A 19,572-nucleotide genomic window follows, 5' to 3' on the forward strand; every position below is an offset into this window, starting at 1 on the left:
TGGGCCCGTTCAGTGGGCCGTCCAGCCGCCGTCCATCGAGAACGACGTGCCGCTCATCGAGCCCGATGCCGGTCCGCACAGGAAGAGCGTGAGCGCCGCGACCTCGTCGGGCTCGACGAGGCGCTTGACCGCGACGGGCGCCAGCATGACCTTCTCGACGACCTCGGACTCGGGGATGCCGTGGGTGCGCGCCTGGTCGGCGATCTGCCTCTCCACCAAGGGCGTCCGCACGTAGGCGGGGTTGATGCACGTCGAGGTGACGCCGTGCGGGGCCCCCTCGAGCGCGACGACCTTCGAGAGTCCTTCGAGCCCGTGCTTGGCGGTGACGTAGGCCGACTTGAAGGCGCTGGCACGCAGGCCGTGGACGCTGGAGATGTTGACGACGCGACCCCACCCGCGGTCGTACATGTGCGGGAGGCTCTGCCGGATCAGCCGGAACGGCGAGGTGAGCATGAGGTCGAGGATGAAGTCGAAGCGGTCGAGCGGGAAGTCCTCGATGGGGCTCACGTGCTGGATGCCGGCGTTGTTGACGAGGATGTCGACCTCTGTGGGCAGGTCGGCCAAGGCATCGAGGTCGGCGAGGTCCGCCGTGATCGTGGCGACGCCCGAGTTCTCGGCCAGGGCTGCGAGGCCCTCCTCGTCCCGATCGACGGCGTGCACCTTGGCGCCGGCGGTCGCGAGGGCCCGCGCGACACTTGCCCCGATGCCGCTCGCAGCGCCGGTGACGAGCGCCGTGCGCCCGGTGAGGTCGATGGGGTCGTTGACCGCCAGGGAGCCGCGCTGCTGGCGGTCCGGGGCGTCGTCGCGTGCGTCGGTGCGGGCGTCGGCCATGCGGGAAGACTAGGTAGGCGATCCGGAGCCACCTGTGTGGTGACCTGACACAAAACCCGGCAACCCATGTGGGTCCCGCTCACCTTCGGTCACCGCGTGCGAAAGGGTCCCGGCGGCGGTCGCGGACCTGCCGCCGCACCGGGACCTTCGCCTCTGGCCCGCGCCGCGTCGTCCGCTCGACGATGAAGGGGTGGAGACCGTCGTGAGGACGAGATGTGGGACGGTGCAGGGCTTCGAGCACGAGGGGGTGCACACGTTCCTCGGCATCCCCTATGCCGCACCACCCGTCGGAGCCGCTCGGCTCCGGCCACCCCGGCCACCGGACCCGTGGCAGGGCGTCCGCGACGCGACGAGGCCGGGTGCCGAGCCGCCTCAGGTGGCGCCACCGTCGTCGGGTGGGCCGCCGGCCGGAGCGGGGGAGAGCTGGGACGACGTCACCGGCGCCTTCGAGCAGGTGCGACGCGCTGCCCCGTCCTCGGACTACCTCAACCTCAACATCTGGACGCCCGAGCCCGGTCCGGGCGGTCGGCCGGTGATGGTCTGGATCCAGGGCGGCATGTTCGAGCTCAGCTCGACGGCGGCGTACGACGGACGACAGTTCGCACGTGACGGGGTCGTGTGCGTCGTCATCAACTGGCGCCCCGGCGCAGAGGGCTTCCTGTATCTCGACGACGGCATCGCCGACCTCGGTCTGCTCGACCAGGTCGCAGCCCTGGCCTGGGTGCGCGACAACATCGCGGAGTTCGGCGGCGACCCGGGCCGCGTGACCGTCTTCGGGGAGTCGGCCGGGGCGATGAGCATCGGCTGCCTGCTGGCGATGCCGGAGGCCGCGGGACTCTTCCGCCGAGCCGTGCTGCAGAGCGGTGCCGCGCACCACGTGAGCGAGCCCGAGCACGCCCTGAGCATCGCCCACGACCTCGCCCACCGCCTCGGCGTCCCGCCGACGCGCGAGGCCATCGCAGGCACCGGGGTCGCGCGGCTGCTGACGGCCCAGGCCGACCTGAAGCGTGACCTGCTCGCCGACCCGGACCCGGAGCGCTGGGGCCCAGCGGTGGTGACGAGCACGATGCCCTGGCAGCCCGTCGTCGACGGGTCGGTGCTTCCGGGGCGACCGATCGACCGGATCGCCGCGGGCTCGGCCGCCGACGTCGACGTCCTCATCGGCACCAACACCGAGGACTGGCGGCTGTGGCTCATGGTGAGTGGAGCGTTCGCCGGGATCACCGACGACATCCTGTGCGGGCCGGTCAGCACCCATGGCCACCAGTGTCTCGAGGCCTACGGCCTCGACCCGCAGGTCGCGCTGCACGCCTACCGGGCGCACTACCCGCGAGCCGTTCCCGGTGACCTGCTGGCTGCGGTGCAGACGGACTGGTGGATGCGGATCCCCGCCATCAGACTCGCCGAGGCGCACGCGTACGCCCGCTCACCCGCGCCTTCCCCGGGAGCTCAGGCCGGGACCTACATGTACGAGTTCGCCTGGGGTGCGCCGGGACTCGGCGCGGTGCACGCCCTCGAGGTCCCCTTCGTCTTCGACACGGCGAGGGGCGACACGCCACTCTTCGGGCCGTTGCTCGGAGCGGACCCGCCCCAGGAGCTGGCGCGGACGATGCACTCCGCCTGGGTGGCCTTCGCGTCGACCGGAGACCCGGGTTGGGCGGCATACGACACGGACCACCGCAGGACGATGCGCTTCGACACCCCCAGCGCTGTGGTCGACGACCCTCGTGTCTGGGAGCGGGCGTTCTGGGAGGGCCTGCGGTGAGCGGGGACCACACCCTTCCAGTGGGCTATGTCGTCCGTCGGATGCCGACGGGACGCCAGCCCGTCCTCGACCGGCTTGCCGGGGCGAGCCGTCGGTTCCAGGTGCACGCGCTCGTCGAGCTCGACGTCACGACGGCCGCGGAGCGGATGCGGGCGGATCCGGAGGAAGGCGTCTCGTGGACCGGGTTCGTCATCGCCTCGGTCGCGCGGGCCGTGTCGTTGCACCCGGAGCTGAACGCCCGCCGGGCCGGTGGTCGGCTGGTCTGCTTCGACCGCGTCGACATCGGTGCCACGATCGAGCGCGGCACACCCGACCGCCCTGCCCTCGATGTCGTCGTCGTCCCGGGAGCAGACCGGCTCACGTGCGCCGAGACCACGGCGCTGCTCCACGAGGCCAAGGTCGGGCAGGCTCCGCCGCACGAGGTCACCCGCCCGATGGCCGCGATGCTGCGACTGCCGGGACCACTACGACGGGCGGCCATCCGCGCCGCAGGGGCTCGACCAGGAGTCTCGGCGCGCTTCGGTCCTGCGATCGGCGTGACGTCCCTGGGCATGTTCGCACACACCTGGGGCTGGGCGATCCCGCTGGCCCCGCTGACCGTGATCGTCACCGTGGGCAGCGTCACCGAACGACCCACGGTGGAGTCGGGGGCCGTCGTCGCGAGGCCGCGACTGCCCCTCACGCTGACCTTCGACCACGCCGTCGTCGACGGAGCGCCGGCGGCCCGCTTCGTCGACACGCTCGGCGAGCTCGTCGAGACGGCAACCGCCCTCGATGACGGCGCTCGCCGAACCGCTGCCGCTCCACGGCCGGCGCGCGACACGGCCTGACGCGGACGATCCCGCGAGGTCCCACTCAGATGTCGCGGAAGACCTCGATCGTCGCGCCGAGGGCGTTGAGGCGCTCGGCGAGGTCCTCGTAGCCGCGGTTGATGACGTAGACGTTGCGCAGCACCGACGTGCCGGGCGCGGCAAGCATGGCGAGCAGCACGACGACCCCGGGACGCAGCGCCGGCGGACACACGACCTCGGCCGCACGCCAGCGGGTCGGCCCCTCGACGATGACACGGTGCGGGTCGAGCAGCTGCACCTTGGCCCCGACCTTCGTCAGCTCGGTGAGGTAGATCGCGCGGTTCTCGTAGACCCAGTCGTGGATCATCGTGCTGCCCTCGGCGACCGCGCCGATGAGGGCGAAGAACGGCAGGTTGTCGATGTTGAGGCCCGGGAACGGCATCGGGTGGATCTTGTCGATCGGGGCGTGGAGCGGACCGGGGATGGTCGTGAGGTCGACGAGGCGGGTCTTGCCGTTGGCCGACGTGTACTCCGGCGTGAGGTCGTACTTCATCCCCATGCCGTCGAGCGTCGCGAGCTCGATCTCGATGAACTCGATCGGCACGCGTCGGATCGTGATGGCGCTGTCGGTGACGACAGCGGCGGCGATGAGGCTCATGGCCTCGATGGGGTCCTCGCTGGGGGCGTACTCGACGTCCACGTCGATCTGGGCCACACCGTGGACCGTCAGCGTCGTGGTCCCGATCCCGTCGATCCGGACCCCGAGCTTCTCGAGGAAGAAGCACAGGTCCTGGACCATGTAGTTGGGACTCGCGTTGCGGATGATGGTGGTGCCGGCGTGGCGGGCCGCGGCCATGAGGACGTTCTCGGTGACGGTGTCGCCGCGCTCGGTGAGCACGATCGCTCGATCCGGGCCGACGGAGCGGTCGGAGCGCGCCTCGTAGAAGCCGTGGGTCGCGGTGACCTCGAGACCGAAGGACCGCAACGCCGCCATGTGGGGCTCGACGGTGCGGGTACCGAGGTCGCAGCCACCGGCGTACGGCAGCTGGAAGGCCTCGTGCTCGTGGAGCAGGGGGCCGAGGAACATGATCACGGTGCGCGTGCGACGGGCGGCCGCGACATCGATGTCGTCGAGGTTGAGCACGGCCGGCGGGATGATCTCGAGGTCGCTGCTGTCGGGCAGCCAGCGCGTCTTGACGCCGATCGAGGCGAGCACCTCGAGGATGCGGTTGACCTCCTCGATGCGGGCCAGGTTGCGCAGCGTCGTGCGACCCCGGTTGAGCAGGGCGGCGCAGAGCAGCGCCACCGCGGCGTTCTTCGAGGTCTTGACGTCGATGGAGCCGGTGAGCTTCTGGCCGCCGACGATGCGCAGGTGCTGGGGGCCGGAGTGGCCGAGCGAGACGAACTCGGAGTCGAGCGCGTCACCGATCTTGGCGAGCATGTCGAGGCTGAGGTTCTGCTTGCCCTGCTCGATGCGCGTGACGGCGCCCTGGGAGGTCCCGAGGAGCTCCGCGAGGTCCGACTGGGTCATCCCCTTGTGGCGTCGCGCGTCGCGGATGAGTCCGCCGATCCGGGTCAGGTAGGTCTGAGGCACGTCGAAGAGGCTAACTCATATATGAGTTACGGCAAATCCGCCGCACGGCCGGAGGCCACGGACCGGGACGTCCGTCCCGGGGTCCGTGGCCTCCGAACAGCGATGGCGTATGCCGTGTGGCTGGGTCAGCCGCGTGCGTTGGCGACGCCGACGGGGAGGAATCGCGAGCCCGTGACGGCCTCGGCCACGCCGGTCCGGTCGAGGAGCGGGGTGATGCCGCCGTTCCAGAACTGGAAGCCGGCGCCGGTGATCATCGCGAGGTCGATGTCCATCGGCGCCTGTGCGACACCCCCGTCGAGCATCCGTCGTGCCTCGTCGGCCAGGACCGTGAGGACACGCTGGCGCACCTGGCCGAGGTCGAGCACGACCGGCTCGGCCGGCTTCTCGATGAGCTCGGCGACCTCGGGGTCGAGCACCGGACGGCCCGAGCTGAGGTCGTAGAAGCCGCGCTTGCCGGCCGCGACGATCCGCTGGAGCGTCGGCGAGGCGTAGAAGCGGTCCGGGAAGGCCCGGACGAGCGTCTCGCCGTTGTGCAACGCGATGGCCGGCCCGACGAGCCCGATGAGGACGAAGGGCGGCATCGGCGCCAGGCCGGCGAAGGCGCGGTCGACGACCTCGATCGGCGTGCCCTCGTCGAGGATCTTCGCGGCCTCGCCCATGAAGCGGCCAAGGAGTCGGTTGACGATGAACGACGGCCGGTCCGCGGCGCGGATGCACGTCTTCTTCAGCGCCTTCCCGACGGCGAAAGCCGTTGCGAGAGTGGGGTCGTCGGTGTGCTCGCCCGGGATGATCTCGAGCAGCGGCATGACGGCCACCGGGTTGAAGAAGTGGAAGCCGACGACGCGCTCCGGGTGCTCGAGCGTCGATGCCATCTCGGCGATCGACAGGCTCGACGTGTTGGTCGCGAGCACGCACTCGGCCGACACGACGGCCTCCACCTCGGCGAAGACCTGCTGCTTGACCGACATCTCCTCGAAGACGGCCTCGATGACGAAGTCGGCATCGGCGAAGCCGTCCTTGCTCGTCGACCCGGTCACGAGGGCCTTGTAGCGGTTCAGCTTGTCGGCGTTGAGGCGTCCCTTGCCCGCGAGCTTGTCCAGCTCGGCGTGGACGTAGCCGACGCCCCTGGCGACGCGGTCGTCGTCGATGTCGGTGAGAACGACGGGCACCTGGAGGCGCTGGAGGAAGAGCAGCGCGAGCTGGCTCGCCATGAGCCCGGCGCCGACGATGCCCACCTTCGTGACCTTGCGGGCGAGCTGCTTGTCGGGAGCGCCAGCAGGCCGCTTGGCGCGCTTCTGCACGAGGTCGAAGGCGTAGAGGCCGGCACGGAGCTCGTCGCTCATGAGCAGGTCGGCGAGCACCTCGTCCTCGGCGGCGAAGCCCTCTTCGCGGGTCGCGGTGCGAGCCGCCGCGAGCAGGTCGAGGGCGGCATACGGGCTCCTGGCCTGTCGGCCGGTCTTGACGTCGGCGAGGCCCTTGGCCTTGGCGATGGCGGCGTTCCACACCGTCTCGTCGCGGTCGACCTCGGGACGCACGACGGTGACCTCACCGGAGAGGACGCGGGCGGCCCAGGCGATCGACTCCTCGAGGAAGTCGGCCGGCTCGAAGAGCGCGTCGGCCATGCCGAGCCGGTACGCGTCGACTCCCTTGAGCATGCGGTTCTGGCTCAGCGGGTTGTCGATGACGACGGTGATGGCCTTCTCGACACCGATGAGGTTGGGCAGCATCCAGCAGCCGCCCCAGCCGGGGACGAGGCCGAGGAAGACCTCGGGGAGCGCGACGGCGGGCACTCCGGCGCTCATCGTCCGGTAGGTCGCCGACAGCGCCAGCTCGACGCCACCGCCCATGGCCGCGCCGTTGACGAACGCGAACGTCGGGACCGGCAGGTCGGAGAAGGCGGCGTATGCCGCGTGGCCGGCCCGGGCGATCTCGAGCGCCTGGTCGCGCGACCCGATGAACGGCACGCCGGTGAGGTCGGCGCCGACGGCGAAGATGAACGGCTTGCCGGTGACGGCCACGGCGACGATCTCGCCCGCCTCGGCGCGCTCGCGCAGGCGCTCGACCGTGGCGGCGAGGCCGGCGATCGACTGCGGGCCGAACGTGTTGGGCTTGGTGTGGTCGAAGCCGTTGTCGAGGGTGACGAGCGCCAGGGTCCCGGCGCCGCCCGGGAGGGCGACGTCGTGCACCGGGGTGCGGGTGACGACCTCGGACGCGAAGTCGGCTGCGGCCGTGGGCTTGTCGGTCGTGGTGGCGCTCACTGGGCGATCTCCTCGTCGGTCGTGGTCGTCGTCGAGGACTCGTAGTCCTCGTGGTGCGGGTTCTCCCAGATGACGGCGCCGCCCATGCCGATGCCGATGCACATCGCGGTCAGGCCGTAGCGGACCTCGGGATGCTCCTCGAACTGCCGCGCGAGCTGGGTCATGAGGCGCACGCCGGAGCTCGCCAGCGGATGACCCGTGGCGATGGCGCCGCCGTACTCGTTGACGCGCGGGTCGTCGTCGGCGATGCCGAAGTGGTCGAGGAAGGCGAGCACCTGGACGGCGAACGCCTCGTTGAGCTCGAAGAGGCCGATGTCGCCGATCGTCAGGCCGGCCTTGGCGAGGGCCTTCTCGGTGGCAGGGACCGGACCGACGCCCATGACCTCGGGCTCGACGCCGACGAACGAGAAGGACACGAGGCGCATCCGGACCGGCAGGCCGAGCTCGGTGGCGGCCGCCTCGGAGGCGAGGAGGCACGCGGTCGCACCGTCGTTGAGCCCGGCCGCGTTGCCCGCGGTGACGTTGCCGTGCGCGCGGAACGGCGTCTTGAGCTGGCCGAGGTCCTCGACGGTCGTGCCGGGACGCGGCGGCTCGTCGGCGGTGGCCAGGCCCCAGCCCTGCTCGGCGTGTCGCGTCGCGACGGTGACGAGGTCGCGCTGGATCTTGCCGTCGGCGTACGCCTGGGCGAGCTTGTCCTGGCTGCCCACCGCGAAGGCGTCGGAGCGCTGCTTGGTCAGCTGCGGGAACCGGTCGTGGAGGTTCTCGGCGGTCTTGCCCATGACGAGTGCGTCGGGGTCGACGATCTTCTCGGACACGATGCGCGGGTTGGGGTCGACGCCCTCGCCCATGGGGTGGCGGCCCATGTGCTCGACGCCGCCGGCGATGGCGATGTCGTAGGCACCGAAGGCGATCGAGCTCGCGGTGTTCGTCACGGCCGTCATCGCGCCGGCGCACATCCGGTCGACGGAGTAGCCGGGCGTCGTGTTCGGCAGGCCCGAGAGCAGCGCCGCCGTGCGGCCGAGGGTGAGGCCCTGGTCGCCGATCTGGGTGGTCGCGGCGATGGCGACCTCCTCGACCTTGTCCTTGGGCAGGTTGGGGTTGCGGTGCAGCAGCTCCCGGATGCACCTGATGACGAGGTCGTCGGCGCGGGTCTGGGCGTACATGCCCTTGTCTCCGGCCTTGCCGAACGGCGTCCGGACGCCGTCGACGAAGACGACCTCATTGAGTGCGCGGGGCACGGTGCCTCCCAGTGGATCGAGGGTGATCGCGATGGATCAGGGGTCGACGGGCCGGCTCGGACACCGGCGTCGGGCCGCGGCAGCGCGCGACCTCCTCGATACTACTTCTCGGTAACTTCCCGGCCAACGGGCCTCCGGGTGACCATCCTCACGACGGCCCGGCGAGCGAGGGCACGCCTCAGGCGGGAGGGTTCTCGGTGCAGGCGAGGGAGATGAGCGGCGCGGTGATCGTCGTCTGCCAGCGACGTGCCCCCATGGTCGTGAGCGCCTCGGCGACCTCGGCGGTCGACGGGGAAGCGGGACCCTCCCACAGGAAGCGGCGCAGCAGGTCGGGGGTCAGGAGGTTCTCGACCGGCACGGCGAGCTCCTCGGAGATCGCTCCGAGCAGCTCCCGGGCGCGGGCCAGGCGGGCCGCGGCGACGGGGTCGCGGTCGGCCCACGCCTTGGGCGGTGGCGGGCCGCTCGGCGGGAGGGCCAGGACGGGCAGGTCCTCGTCGGGCAGCGCGAGAGCGCGCGCGACGACCTCGATGATCGCCTCCTGGTGGCGGCGCACCGAGCGTGCCAGGCGGGGCTCGGCGGAGCCCACGGTGCGCGGCGGCTTCGTCGCCCGCTGGTTGGCGATGGCGATCTCGCTGATCGCGGCATCGGGCAGGACCCGTCCGGGGGAGGTGTCGCGCTGCTGGGCCGCGGCGTCGCGCCAGAGCCACAGCTCTCGCACGATGGCCAGGCCACGACGGCCGCGCACCTTGTGCATCCCCGACGTGCGCCGCCACGGGTCGACGCGGGGCTCGGGGCCGGTGAAGTCGAGCAGGTGATCGAACTCCTCGGCGGCCCAGGCCGCCTTGCCCTGCGACGCGAGCTCGGCGGCCACCGCGTCACGGAGGTCGACGAGCACCTCGACGTCGAGGGCGGCATACCGCAGCCACGGCTCGGGAAGGGGGCGCACCGACCAGTCGACGGCCGAGTGCTCCTTGGCGAGCTGGAGGCCGAGGTAGTGCTCGACCATGGCGCCGAGCCCGACCCGGGGCAGTCCGGCCAGCCGGCCGCCGAGCTCGGTGTCGAAGAGCGACTGCGGGTGCAGCCCGACCTCGGCGAGGCACGGGAGGTCCTGGGTGGCCGCGTGCAGGATCCACTCGGCGTCGCCGATGGCCTCGCCGACGGGGGAGAGGTCGGGGCAGGCGATGGGGTCGATGAGCCAGGACCCGGACCCCTCGCGCCGGATCTGGACGAGATAGGCGCGCTGTCCGTAGCGGTAGCCCGACGCCCGCTCGGCGTCGATGCCGACGGGCCCGGTGCCGCTGCCGATGGCCTCGGCGGCGCGCATCAGGGTGCGCTCGTCGACGACGACGTCGGGCACCCCGTCGCGGGGGTGGGTCAGTGGGACGAGCTCGGGGACGACGTCGGGTGCAAGGTCGGCGGCCTGGGCGTCGTCGAGGTCGTCGGCGGGCTCGTTCGGCTCTGCCGTCACCGTCGCTGCCCCGGGAGGGGGACGACGCCGTCGGGCAGGGGCGGGATGCCGGCGATGGTGCAGAGCATGTCGGCCCAGGCGCGCAGGTGGTCCGTGGCGTCACCGCCGACCGGGGTCCACGAGGCGCGGATCTCCATCTCGACGCTCGCCTCGCGGTCGGCGAGACCCGCGAAGCTCTCGCTGACCACGCGGGTCACCGTGCCGGCCTCGGCGGTCCAGCCGAGGTTGCGGTTGGCCAGCGAGTCGGTCAGCCACGACCACCCGACCGCCCCGAGCATGGGGTCGCCGGCGAGCTCGGGCTCGAGCTCGGCCCGTGCGAAGGTCACGATGCGCCACTGGCCGTCCCACGTGTCAGGGGCTGCCGGGTCGTGCAGCAGGACGAAGCGTCCGGTCGCGAGGTCGTCGTCGGGGTCGGCGACGTCGATGACGTCGGCGGTCAGGGCTGCGGCATACGGGGCGATGCGCGTCGGCGCCGGCACCTCGGTCAACCGCACCTCGGAGCGCAGACGGACGTCTCGCAGGGCGCTGAGCGTCCTGGCGAAGACCGCGCCGTGGTTGCCCGGCAACGTTCGCGTGTGCACCAGACGAGGGTATGCCGGAGTCGGGCGATCTGTCCTCAGGGCGCGCCGGACGCGCGTGGCGCGGGGGCACACGCTTGCCGTGGCAGGATTGACCGGTGCCGACCACAGCCCCGCCAGACACCCGCCAGAGCGATCTCGTCCGCGCTGCGCGCCGCGAGTCGGTGACCCGGACGCCGGTGTGGTTCATGCGTCAGGCCGGTCGTTCGCTGCCGGAGTACCGCGCCGTCCGCGAGGGCATCCCGATGCTCGAGTCGTGCATGCAGCCCGACCTCGTCACCGAGATCACGCTCCAGCCCGTGCGCCGCCACGGCGTCGACGCGGCCATCTTCTTCAGCGACATCGTCGTCCCGCTCAAGGCCATCGGCGTCGACCTCGACATCGTCCCGGGTGTGGGGCCCGTCGTGGCCCACCCGATCCGCACGGCCGCCGACCTCGACCAGCTCGTGCCCCTGACCCCCGAGCACGTCCCCTTCATCACCGAGGCCGTGGGCCAGCTCGTCCGCGAGCTCGGTGACATCCCGCTCATCGGCTTCGCCGGAGCGCCCTTCACCCTCGCGTCCTACCTCGTCGAGGGTGGGCCCTCCAAGAACCACGAGAAGACCAAGGCGCTCATGCACGGCGACCCCGAGCTGTGGGACGCCCTCTGCGCCAGGCTCGCCCAGATCTCGGGTGAGTTCCTCCGCGTCCAGGCGCAGGCCGGCGCCAGCGCCGTCCAGCTGTTCGACTCGTGGGCGGGTGCGCTGTCGAAGGCCGACTACGCCGCGCGCGCCATGCCGCACTCGTCGGTCGCTCTCGCAGCGGTCGCGGACCTCGACGTGCCTCGCATCCACTTCGGCGTCGGCACGGGCGAGCTGCTCGCTCTCATGGGGGCGGCGGGTGCCGAGGTGGTCGGGGTCGACTACCGCGTGTCGCTCACCGACGCCGTGGACCGCCTCGGGCCGACGTATGCCGTCCAGGGCAACCTCGACCCCGCCCTGCTCTTCGCGCCGTGGGACGCCCTCGAGCGCCGCGTGAGGGAGATCGTCGAGGAGGGGCGCCAGGCGCCGGGCCACATCTTCAACCTCGGCCACGGCGTGCTGCCCACCGTGGACCCCGACGTGCTGACCCGGGTGACCGAGCTCGTCCACGAGTGCTCGAGCCGCCGATGACGACGGCGGCACCGTCAGTCGCTCGCTCCAGCCTCACCATGCTCGGTGGGTCGGTCGCATCGCGCGTGCTCGGGGTCGTGCGCAACGGCCTCATCACCGCGATCATCGGCGCCAAGCTCGCCGGTGATGCCTTCTCCCTGGCCAACACCCTGCCCAACGTGCTCTACGTCCTTGCCGCGGGCGGCATCCTCAACGCGGTGCTCATCCCGTCGCTCGCGCGGGCGATGAAGCTCGAGGACGGCGGCCAGGAGTTCACCGACCGCGTCATCACGGTGGCCCTCACGGCGATGGCGGTCATCACGGTCGTCGTCATGGCCGCCGCCGGAGGGTTCGTCTGGCTGCTCGCCCGCAACTCGTCGCCGGACTTCAAGGACCTCGCGCTCGCCTTCTCGCTCATCTGCCTGCCACAGATCTTCTTCTACGGGCTCTTCGCCCTGCTCGGGCAGATCCTCAACGCGCGCGGGCAGTTCGGCGCCTTCGCGTGGGCCCCCTTCATCGCCAACGTCGTGGCCGTCACCGGGCTGGTGCTCTTCCTCTTCGTCTTCCCGAAGGACGCACCCCGCGGAGCCCCCGGGCGCGACCAGCCGCGGGACCCGTCCGAGTGGACCGGGCCGATGATCTGGCTCTTCGCCGGCTCGGCCACGTTGTCCGTGATCGTCCAGGCGCTCTCCCTCATCCCTGCGCTGCGGCGGACCGGCTTCCGCTACCGCCCGCGATGGGGCCTGCGCGGCGTCGGCCTCGGTGGAGTCAGCCGCCTCGCCCTCTGGGCCTTCGGCGGCCTGGCGGTGTCACAGGTCGGCTTCTTCATCAGCCAGGGCGTCCTCAACAACGCGACCGCCTCCGCCACGACGCTCGGTCTCGAGGACGCGGTACGCGGCCCGGCGGCATACGCCATCGCGTTCACGCTCTTCATGCTGCCGCACGCGTTCATCACGGTCTCGATCATCACCGCGCTCTTCCCGCGCTTCTCCGCCGCCGCAGCGTCCGACGACAAGGCAAGCCTGCGCCGGGACTTCCGCACCGGCCTGACGATGCCACTCGTGGCCAACGTGCCGATCATGGTCGCGGTCATCGTGCTCGCCAACCCGATCGTCGCGCTGCTCAACCCCGGCATCGAACCGCGCTCGGTCGAGGTCTCCGCCAGCGTGCTCATCATCATGATCCTCGGGCTCGTGCCCTTCGGGCTCGACCTGCTCTGCTACCGCATGTTCTTCGCCCTCGAGGACGGCAAGCCCACCGTCATCATGCAGGTGCTCCTGACCGGCATCAGCGCTCTTGCCGGAGTCGTCACGCTCTTCATCAACCCGGTCTGGGCCATCGGTGTCATGGCGATGGGGCAGACCGTCGGCAACGTTGTCAGCTCCATGGTCGGCCTCTACCTGCTGCGCCGGCGCATCGGGACGCTCGGGCTGGGCGCCGGTCTCGTCACGGCCTCGCGGGTCGGCGTCGCGGCCGCCGTCGCCGGCGTCGTCGCGTGGGGCGCCACCCAGGTGCTCGACCCGATCACGAGGTCCGCGGTCGAGGGGTCGACCTCGGCCCTCAAGCGGATGTTCGCCAGCGCGCTGGAGATCGGTCTCGTCGGTCTCGTCTTCTTCGTCATCTACCTCGGCATCGCCCACGCCATGCACGTGCGGGAGGTGCGGCAGGTCGGCGACATGGTCCGCCAGCGGCTCGGTCGCTGACCCGAGCCGCCGACGGCTCCTGCACTGCTCTCGGCTCCGGGGTGTCAGTCGTCCGTCGTCGAGGCGGGCGCTGAGGCCGGGGCTCCCGCGGGCTGCGGGGTGGGGCCTGCGGCGGGGGCGGTGTTCACGGCGGAGGCCGCTGCCGGCGTACCCGCGACGCGGCGACGCCACAGCCGCAGGGCCAGCAGGGTGAGGGGCACGAGGAGGACGAGCCACGGCAGGAGCGCCGCGAGCCCGGTGAGGATGACGGTGAGCGAGCCGAGGAAGCTTTCCCACGCCGTGCGCAGCCCACCGCCGAGACCACTCTCGGTCTGCACGGGGATCGTCGCGTCGGTCCAGAGCGTCACGGTGACGTCGCTCGTCGTCGTCATCGCGTCGAGCTGCGCCAGACGCTGGGTCAGCGAGTCGAGCTCGGCCTGACGGCGGGTCAGCTCGCTCTCGAGAAGGATGACCTGCTGGAGGTCCGTCGTCTTGGTGAGCAGGGCACGCACGCGGGTGATCCCGTCCTGCATCGGCTCGATGCGCGCCTTGGTGTCGACGTAGGTGTCGGTGACGTCCTGGGACTGGGACGAGCGGTACGACACCGTCCCGATCCTCGACAGCTGCGTCAGGACGTCGTCGAGGGTCTTTGCCGGGACGCTGAGCACCATCCGGGCCTCGTCGACGCCGACGGTCGGCAGGGACGAGCCCGACTCGAGGCGGGGGTCGACCCCACCCGGGCCGGTGGGACCACCCGTGGGGTCGACCGAGGTGACGACGTTCTCCGAGGTCACCTGCCCTCCGGCGTCCGTGGCGATGACGCGGGCCCGAGCCGCCGACCCGGTGAGGTCGGTCACCTTGATCCCGAGCCACGCGGAGCGCGCGATCTTGGGCTCGATGACCGCGACCGAGGCGGCGACGCCGTTCCCGAGCGTGCCCGTGTCGGCGGCGGGCGCCTTGGCTCCGGCCGAGGCGTCGGCCTGCGGCGCGAGGTCCGGCCCGACGACGCCGCTGCCCGTCACGGCACCACGACTCGCCTCCCCGGCTGAGGCCGCGGACGAGGAGGATGAGGTCGAGGCGCCCTGAAGAGCCTTGAGGCCCAGAGGTATCGCCAGGGCGAGCACGGCGACGGCCACCAGGACCATGGCGAGGAGGCGCCGACGGCCGGGTGGGAGCTGAGAGAGACGCGGCAGGTGTGGGGTGGCGGTCATGGCGAGCCTTTCGACGGGTCGCCTCCCGTGCCGCACCTGGTGGTGGTGCTGTGGTGCGCACGGTGTGCGTGGCGACGTCCCTTGTCACCAGAGACACGCAGCCGGACCCGATCGTTGCGCCGCCCCGACCCGGTCGAGGACGAACGAGTGGCGGTCGACGAGCTCGCAGCGCGAGCCGTCGTGCCGGTCGACGAGCGGCAGCCGGGCCACGACGGCGACGGTCCGGTCCTGGCCGAGACGGGCAGCGAGGAGGTGGAGCGTCAGGGCGCCGGCGCGGGCGTGCTCATGCGCCCAACATGTCCTCATCGGTCGGGGCCCGGCCACACCGCCGGAGCCGGGATGGGAGAGTGGCGCCATGGGCAGGACGGTCGCGGTCATCGGCGGTGGGATCAGCGGGCTGGCGGCCGCCTGGGAGCTCAGTCGCCCGGGCGCCGACGTCTCCGTCACGGTCCTCGAGGGCTCAGACCGGCTCGGTGGGAAGCTGCGCCTCGAGGACGTCGGCGGGGCGCGCATCGACGTCGGCGCCGAGTCGGTGCTGGCTCGTCGCCCCGAGGCCCTCGCCCTCATCGAGGAGCTCGGCGTCGCGGACCTGACCACGCATCCCGGCCCCGTGGGCGCGTCGATCGTGTCGCGGGGCCGGCGTTGGCCGATGCCCCGCGGCACGGTGATGGGCGTGCCGGCCGACCCGGAGTCGGTGCGGGGGCTGCTCAGCGACGACGAGGTGCAGCGCCTGGCGCACGAGCAGGTCGACGGCCCCGTCGTCGGTGACGTCTCGGTGGGCGACCTCGTCGACGCCCGCCTGGGCCGCGCCGTGACGGACCGCCTCGTCGAGCCCCTCCTGGCCGGTGTGTACGCCGGGCACGCCCGCGAGATCTCCGCCGAGCAGGCCGTCCCGGTCCTCGCGGCCGCCGCGCACGAGGGTCGACCACTGCTCGACGTGGCCCGTGCCGCGGCCGAGGTGGCGGCGAGCGGACCGATGGCCGGTCGCCCCGTCTTCGCCTCTCTCGTCGGCGGCCTCGGGACGCTGCCCGAGGTGCTCGAGCGCGAGCTCGTAGCCGCGGGTGTCCGCGTGCGCCGTGGCGCGGTGGCCCGCGGGCTGCGCCGCGACGGCGACGGGTGGGTCGTGTCGACAGGTCCCACGACCGACGTCGTCGAGGAGCGCTTCGACGCCGTCGTGCTCGCCGCCCCCGCAGCGCCCGCCTCGCGCCTCCTGCGCGAGGTCGCACCCGAGGCCGCAGCGGCGCTCGCGACCGTCGAGTACGCGTCGATGGCCATCGTGACGTTCGCCCTCGAGGGTGCCGCACCGGCCGTCCTCGACGGCAGCGGCTTCCTCGTCCCGCCCACGGAGCCGCTGACGATCAAGGCGTCGACGTTCAGCTCGGTCAAGTGGCCCTGGCTCGCCGCCGCACACCCCGAGCGGACATTCCTGCGCGCGTCCATCGGCCGCCACCGCGAGGAGGTCGCGCTCCAGCGCTCCGACGACGAGCTCGTGGCCGTGGCCCTCGCCGACCTCCGGACGGTGCTCGGTCCCGGCGTGCCCGGCCCCGTCGACGCGCACGTGCAGCGCTGGGGTGGGGGACTGCCGCAGTATGCCGTCGGGCACCGTTCGCGTCTCGCACCCACACGCGAGCTGCCACCAGGGCTCTCGCTGTGCGGGGCGGCATACGACGGTGTCGGCATCCCTGCCTGCATCGCGTCCGGCCGCACGGCCGCACGGTCGATCCGGTCGGTCCTGACCCGCTGACGTCGGGGTCCGAGCCGCTTGGGATGATGGGGCCATGAGCGAGCGCCTGACCCCGGCCGAGATGCGGGAGATCAACGACACCATCCGCTACTGCATGTGGTCGGTGTTCAGCACCGTCACGCCGGTCGGCGACGACCGCGACGCCGTCACGGCGGACCTCGAGGCGTTCCTCGACGAGATCGCCGGCGAGGGGGTCGTGGTCCGGGGCCTCTACGACGTCGCGGGGCTGCGCGGCGACGCCGACTTCATGGTGTGGTGGCACGCCGAGACGATCGAGCAGCTCCAGTCGGCCTACCACCGCCTGCTGCGCACCGAGCTCGGCGCGCACCTCGAGCCGGTCTGGAGCAACGCCGCGCTGCACCGCCCGGCCGAGTTCAACAAGAGCCACGTCCCCGCCTTCATGGCCGACGAGGTCGCCCGCAAGTACGTCTGCGTCTACCCGTTCGTCCGCTCCTACGAGTGGTACCTCCTCGAGGACGCCGAGCGTCGCGACCTGCTTCGCGAGCACGGGCAGATGGCGCGCGACTTCCCGGACGTGCGGGCCAACACCATCGCCTCGTTCGCCCTCGGAGACTACGAGTGGTTGCTCGCCTTCGAGGCCGACGAGCTGCACCGCATCGTCGACCTGATGCGCGAGCTGCGCGCGTCGCGCGCCCGGATGCACGTGCGCGAGGAGATCCCGTTCTTCACCGGGCCCAAGGTCGAGCCGGCCCAGCTCGTCGCCAACCTGCGCTGACCCCGGCGACGCCCGCGCACACCACCGAACCCCCGCCTGCACGTGCAGGCGGGGGCTCAGTCGTCGATCGCCTTGGCGATCGCCGCGATGACCGGGATGAGCAGGAACACCAGCCACGACTCGGTGCGCAGGAATGCGGCGAGCGCGATGAAGGGGGCGAGGCTCAGCAGGACGCGTGCCACCGTGCCGCGTGGCCCCTGATGGGGCGCCGACGGGCGGGACACGGCACCCCCGCGCGCCGGCGTGAGCCGCGGACGGGGCTCGGGCAGGTCGACGAAGAGCGAGGTCAGGTCCCGGCGCACGACGGCGTCGGTGGCCCGGCCCCGCCGGTCCTCGTACTCGTTCGCGTCGAGCCGGCCCGCGGCGTGGTGCTCGGCGAGCGCCGCCAGCGCCTCGTCGCGTTCGGCGCTGCCGATGCGGATGTCGCCGTCGTCGACCATGGGACGAATCTAGGCGCTCAGGACTGCGACGGTCCCTCGTCCGGCTGGAGGCGCAGCGAGATGGAGTTGATGCAGTAGCGCTGGTCGGTCGGGGTGTCGTAGCCCTCGCCCTCGAAGACGTGCCCGAGGTGCGAGCCGCAGTTGGCACACCGGACCTCGACGCGCTTCATGCCGAAGGCGCGGTCCTCGATGTACTCGACCGTGTCCCCGGCGAGCGGGGAGTAGAAGGACGGCCAGCCGCAGTGCGACTCGAACTTCGTGTCGCTGCGGAAGAGCTCGCTGCCGCAGGCTCGGCACGAGTAGACGCCCTGCGTCTTGGTGTCGGTGTACTCACCCCGGAAGGCCGGCTCGGTCCCGGCCTGTCGCAGGACCTTGTACTCGGCCGGCGTCAGCGCCGCGCGCCACTCCTCGTCGGTGCGCTGGACGGCATACGGCTTGTCGGAGGTGTTGTGGTGGCTCATGTCCAGACCAACGCCACGTCACCCGGGTTTGTGCCCGCCCTGCGACGGCGTGGTCCTTACGAGGTCTTACGGGCCGGGTGAGCGCGTGCCACGAGGGCCCCGGCGGGTGGCCGGGGCCCTCGTGCTGCTCGGCCCGGGATGGTCCGGGCCGGGCAGGGTCGCTGCGTGCCGGACTACTTCTTGTTCGGCGGGACCGTGCAGGTGGCCGTCGCCGTGTTGCCGGCGGCGTCCGTGGCCGTGACGAGCAGGTCACCACGGACGGTGACGTGCCAGTCGACCATGCCCTCGAAGGGGACCGACGACGGCGTCGCGCCGAGCGCCTGCGTCATCTTGATGTACGTGCCGGGGCCGTACGGCCCGAAGGTGGCACCGGTGGCGGTGTCGGAGACCGTCACCGTCGTGCCCGGCAGGTTGTCGGCGGCGACGAGCTGGTAGAAGCCGGCCTTCTTGTAGCCGGGCGGGGTCACGCCGTCCGGGTTGACACCGGGACCGCACGAAACGGTCGGCGGGGTGACGTCGTTGACCTTGATCATGACGGTCTGGACGAACTCCGGCCCGGCCTCGGCGCCGTTGACGAGGAAGGTCGTCGTGCACGTCAGCGTCGAGCCCTGGGGGGCCTCAGCGGCGACGGTGATCGCCTCGTCGAGGACGACGTCGCTGCCGCTCGTGACGGTCTGGGGCAGCGACGGCGTGAACGCGATCGACAGACCCGTGGCGCACGAGACGTTCGCCGTGACCTCGGCCGGCAGGTTGCCCAACCCGGCGAGGATCGTGCTCGCGACATTGCCCGGGGTCACGCTCGGGAAGAACGTCCCCGACGTGGCGGCCGCGATGCGCTGCGCCTGACCGGTGGCGTTGAGGCCGTCGGCGCCTCCGGACTCGACGTTGATGGCGATGACCTGGGCGCCGACGCCCGTCAGGGACGCCGTGGCGTCGGCCTCGCTGTGCCCGCCGCTCGGGTCGTGCCCGCTCGCGTCACCGAACCAGACGACGATGCGTGAGGAGTCGGGACGGAACGCGATGGCGTTGCCGCCGGAGCCGACCTCCCACAGGGCGTTGATCTGGCCCTCGGGCGTGTCGCCGCCGCCGGACGCCGAGAGGCTGTCGATCGCAGTCTGGGCCGTGGCCTGGCTGCCCGTCAGGCCGGTCTCCACCTGGAAGAACTCCGCCCCGTCGCCCACGTCCTTGTACGACGCGATGGCGAACTGGGCCTGTGGCTGGGCTCCCTGGACCGTGGAGACGATCGAGCCCATCTCGGACTTCACGTTGGCGATCGCCGGACCCATGCTGCCGGTCTCGTCGACGACGAGGACGATGTCGGGCTTCGGCGGGATCTCCGGCGTGCTGACGGTCTTGGTGACGTGGACGGTGTCGCCCGGGTTGACGGACGCGTCGTAGGTGGCCGGGCTGACGCCGGCCCCCATCGCGAGGGCGGGCGTGGCGACGAGCGCCCCGGCTGCCGCGATGCTGAGTGCGCCGCGGCGCATGGTGCTGAACACGGGTGTCCCCTTTCGTGGGACGAGACGGTGAGAAGCGGCGCGCGGAGCAGGTCCTCGCACCCCGAGGCGGGCAGGTGGTGACCGTGACCCCGAACGGCACCTCTCGACCGCGACCGGCCCGACGGGCGGGCCGGGGAACGATCGGG

17 protein-coding genes are annotated in these 19,572 nt (G+C 71.9%); 6 read left to right on the forward strand and 11 right to left on the reverse strand.

The window, feature by feature from the left end; genetic code table 11:
- Positions 1-9: 9 nt before the first annotated feature.
- On the reverse strand, positions 10-831 hold the full coding sequence (locus AC1DW8_RS14600; protein WP_478094892.1) for a 3-hydroxybutyrate dehydrogenase: 822 nt from the start codon (positions 829-831) through the stop codon (positions 10-12).
- Positions 832-1,033: 202 nt separating this feature from the next.
- Between AC1DW8_RS14600 and AC1DW8_RS14605 the strand changes: the two genes are divergently transcribed.
- Positions 1,034-2,596, forward strand: coding sequence for a carboxylesterase/lipase family protein (locus AC1DW8_RS14605; RefSeq protein ID WP_478094894.1), 1,563 nt, complete (start codon positions 1,034-1,036; stop codon positions 2,594-2,596).
- A 41-nt stretch (positions 2,597-2,637) separates the two neighbouring features.
- Positions 2,638-3,426: a 2-oxo acid dehydrogenase subunit E2 gene (locus tag AC1DW8_RS14610; protein ID WP_478094896.1), complete on the forward strand. Its 789-nt coding sequence runs from the start codon at positions 2,638-2,640 to the stop codon at positions 3,424-3,426.
- A 25-nt stretch (positions 3,427-3,451) separates the two neighbouring features.
- On the opposite strand, the gene AC1DW8_RS14615 is transcribed toward AC1DW8_RS14610, so the two are convergent.
- The 5 genes from AC1DW8_RS14615 to AC1DW8_RS14635 form a co-directional block, all read right to left on the reverse strand.
- Positions 3,452-4,981 carry a helix-turn-helix domain-containing protein gene (locus AC1DW8_RS14615; protein WP_478094898.1) on the reverse strand — a complete coding sequence of 510 codons (1,530 nt, stop codon included), beginning with the start codon at positions 4,979-4,981 and terminating at the stop codon, positions 3,452-3,454.
- Between the two features lie 125 nt (positions 4,982-5,106).
- A complete protein-coding gene (locus tag AC1DW8_RS14620) occupies positions 5,107-7,239 on the reverse strand; it encodes a 3-hydroxyacyl-CoA dehydrogenase NAD-binding domain-containing protein (protein WP_478094900.1) in 2,133 nt (710 codons plus the stop codon).
- On the reverse strand, positions 7,236-8,477 hold the full coding sequence (locus tag AC1DW8_RS14625; RefSeq protein ID WP_056777461.1) for a thiolase family protein: 1,242 nt from the start codon (positions 8,475-8,477) through the stop codon (positions 7,236-7,238). The genes AC1DW8_RS14620 and AC1DW8_RS14625 overlap by 4 nt, the downstream gene beginning before the upstream one ends.
- 178 nt (positions 8,478-8,655) lie before the next feature.
- The gene (locus tag AC1DW8_RS14630; protein WP_056825253.1) at positions 8,656-9,945 is read right to left on the reverse strand and encodes an HRDC domain-containing protein; all 1,290 of its coding nucleotides are present in this window, start codon (positions 9,943-9,945) and stop codon (positions 8,656-8,658) included.
- Positions 9,942-10,526: a DUF3000 domain-containing protein gene (locus AC1DW8_RS14635; protein ID WP_020145570.1), complete on the reverse strand. Its 585-nt coding sequence runs from the start codon at positions 10,524-10,526 to the stop codon at positions 9,942-9,944. Before AC1DW8_RS14635 ends, AC1DW8_RS14630 begins: the two co-directional genes overlap by 4 nt.
- Positions 10,527-10,621: 95 nt before the next feature.
- Between AC1DW8_RS14635 and hemE the strand changes: the two genes are divergently transcribed.
- Entirely contained in the window at positions 10,622-11,674 is a 1,053-nt protein-coding gene (gene hemE, locus AC1DW8_RS14640; RefSeq protein WP_478094904.1) for a uroporphyrinogen decarboxylase, read from the forward strand.
- A complete protein-coding gene (murJ, locus tag AC1DW8_RS14645; RefSeq protein ID WP_056777832.1) occupies positions 11,671-13,356 on the forward strand; it encodes a murein biosynthesis integral membrane protein MurJ in 1,686 nt (561 codons plus the stop codon). Before hemE ends, murJ begins: the two co-directional genes overlap by 4 nt.
- A 44-nt stretch (positions 13,357-13,400) precedes the next feature.
- Here murJ and AC1DW8_RS14650 read toward each other — a convergent pair whose 3' ends face one another.
- Positions 13,401-14,546 carry a DUF4349 domain-containing protein gene (locus tag AC1DW8_RS14650; protein WP_478094906.1) on the reverse strand — a complete coding sequence of 382 codons (1,146 nt, stop codon included), beginning with the start codon at positions 14,544-14,546 and terminating at the stop codon, positions 13,401-13,403.
- 84 nt (positions 14,547-14,630) lie between these two features.
- Positions 14,631-14,903 carry a hypothetical protein gene (locus AC1DW8_RS14655; RefSeq protein ID WP_156415592.1) on the reverse strand — a complete coding sequence of 91 codons (273 nt, stop codon included), beginning with the start codon at positions 14,901-14,903 and terminating at the stop codon, positions 14,631-14,633.
- Between AC1DW8_RS14655 and hemG the strand changes: the two genes are divergently transcribed.
- The gene (gene hemG, locus AC1DW8_RS14660) at positions 14,902-16,290 is read left to right on the forward strand and encodes a protoporphyrinogen oxidase (RefSeq protein ID WP_478094908.1); all 1,389 of its coding nucleotides are present in this window, start codon (positions 14,902-14,904) and stop codon (positions 16,288-16,290) included. The two genes, AC1DW8_RS14655 and hemG, sit on opposite strands and share 2 nt — an antisense overlap.
- A gap of 34 nt (positions 16,291-16,324) precedes the next feature.
- Positions 16,325-17,026 carry a hydrogen peroxide-dependent heme synthase gene (gene hemQ / locus AC1DW8_RS14665; protein WP_056777443.1) on the forward strand — a complete coding sequence of 234 codons (702 nt, stop codon included), beginning with the start codon at positions 16,325-16,327 and terminating at the stop codon, positions 17,024-17,026.
- 56 nt (positions 17,027-17,082) lie between these two features.
- Here hemQ and AC1DW8_RS14670 read toward each other — a convergent pair whose 3' ends face one another.
- The 3 genes from AC1DW8_RS14670 to AC1DW8_RS14680 form a co-directional block, all read right to left on the reverse strand.
- Positions 17,083-17,466, reverse strand: a complete 384-nt coding sequence (locus AC1DW8_RS14670) for a DUF1707 SHOCT-like domain-containing protein (RefSeq protein ID WP_056777440.1) — start codon at positions 17,464-17,466, stop codon at positions 17,083-17,085.
- 17 nt (positions 17,467-17,483) lie between these two features.
- Entirely contained in the window at positions 17,484-17,927 is a 444-nt protein-coding gene (gene msrB, locus AC1DW8_RS14675; protein ID WP_020145578.1) for a peptide-methionine (R)-S-oxide reductase MsrB, read from the reverse strand.
- 173 nt (positions 17,928-18,100) lie between these two features.
- Positions 18,101-19,426 (reverse strand): vWA domain-containing protein, encoded by a 1,326-nt coding sequence (locus tag AC1DW8_RS14680; protein WP_478094912.1) that lies wholly within the window; start codon positions 19,424-19,426, stop codon positions 18,101-18,103.
- Between the last annotated feature and the right edge of the window lie 146 nt (positions 19,427-19,572).

Source organism: Terrabacter sp. P2_E3 (assembly GCF_056403915.1).

What these genes read in the sequence shown, in the direction of transcription:
- msrB (WP_020145578.1), bottom strand. Translation starts at nt 17,927, where the DNA reads ATGAGCCACCACAACACCTCCGACAAGCCGTATGCCGTCCAGCGCACC.
- AC1DW8_RS14670 (WP_056777440.1), bottom strand. Translation starts at nt 17,466, where the DNA reads ATGGTCGACGACGGCGACATCCGCATCGGCAGCGCCGAACGCGACGAG.
- AC1DW8_RS14650 (WP_478094906.1), bottom strand. Translation starts at nt 14,546, where the DNA reads ATGACCGCCACCCCACACCTGCCGCGTCTCTCTCAGCTCCCACCCGGC.
- AC1DW8_RS14610 (WP_478094896.1), top strand. Translation starts at nt 2,638, where the DNA reads ATGCCGACGGGACGCCAGCCCGTCCTCGACCGGCTTGCCGGGGCGAGC.
- AC1DW8_RS14655 (WP_156415592.1), bottom strand. Translation starts at nt 14,903, where the DNA reads ATGGCGCCACTCTCCCATCCCGGCTCCGGCGGTGTGGCCGGGCCCCGA.
- hemG (WP_478094908.1), top strand. Translation starts at nt 14,902, where the DNA reads ATGGGCAGGACGGTCGCGGTCATCGGCGGTGGGATCAGCGGGCTGGCG.
- murJ (WP_056777832.1), top strand. Translation starts at nt 11,671, where the DNA reads ATGACGACGGCGGCACCGTCAGTCGCTCGCTCCAGCCTCACCATGCTC.
- hemQ (WP_056777443.1), top strand. Translation starts at nt 16,325, where the DNA reads ATGAGCGAGCGCCTGACCCCGGCCGAGATGCGGGAGATCAACGACACC.
- AC1DW8_RS14600 (WP_478094892.1), bottom strand. Translation starts at nt 831, where the DNA reads ATGGCCGACGCCCGCACCGACGCACGCGACGACGCCCCGGACCGCCAG.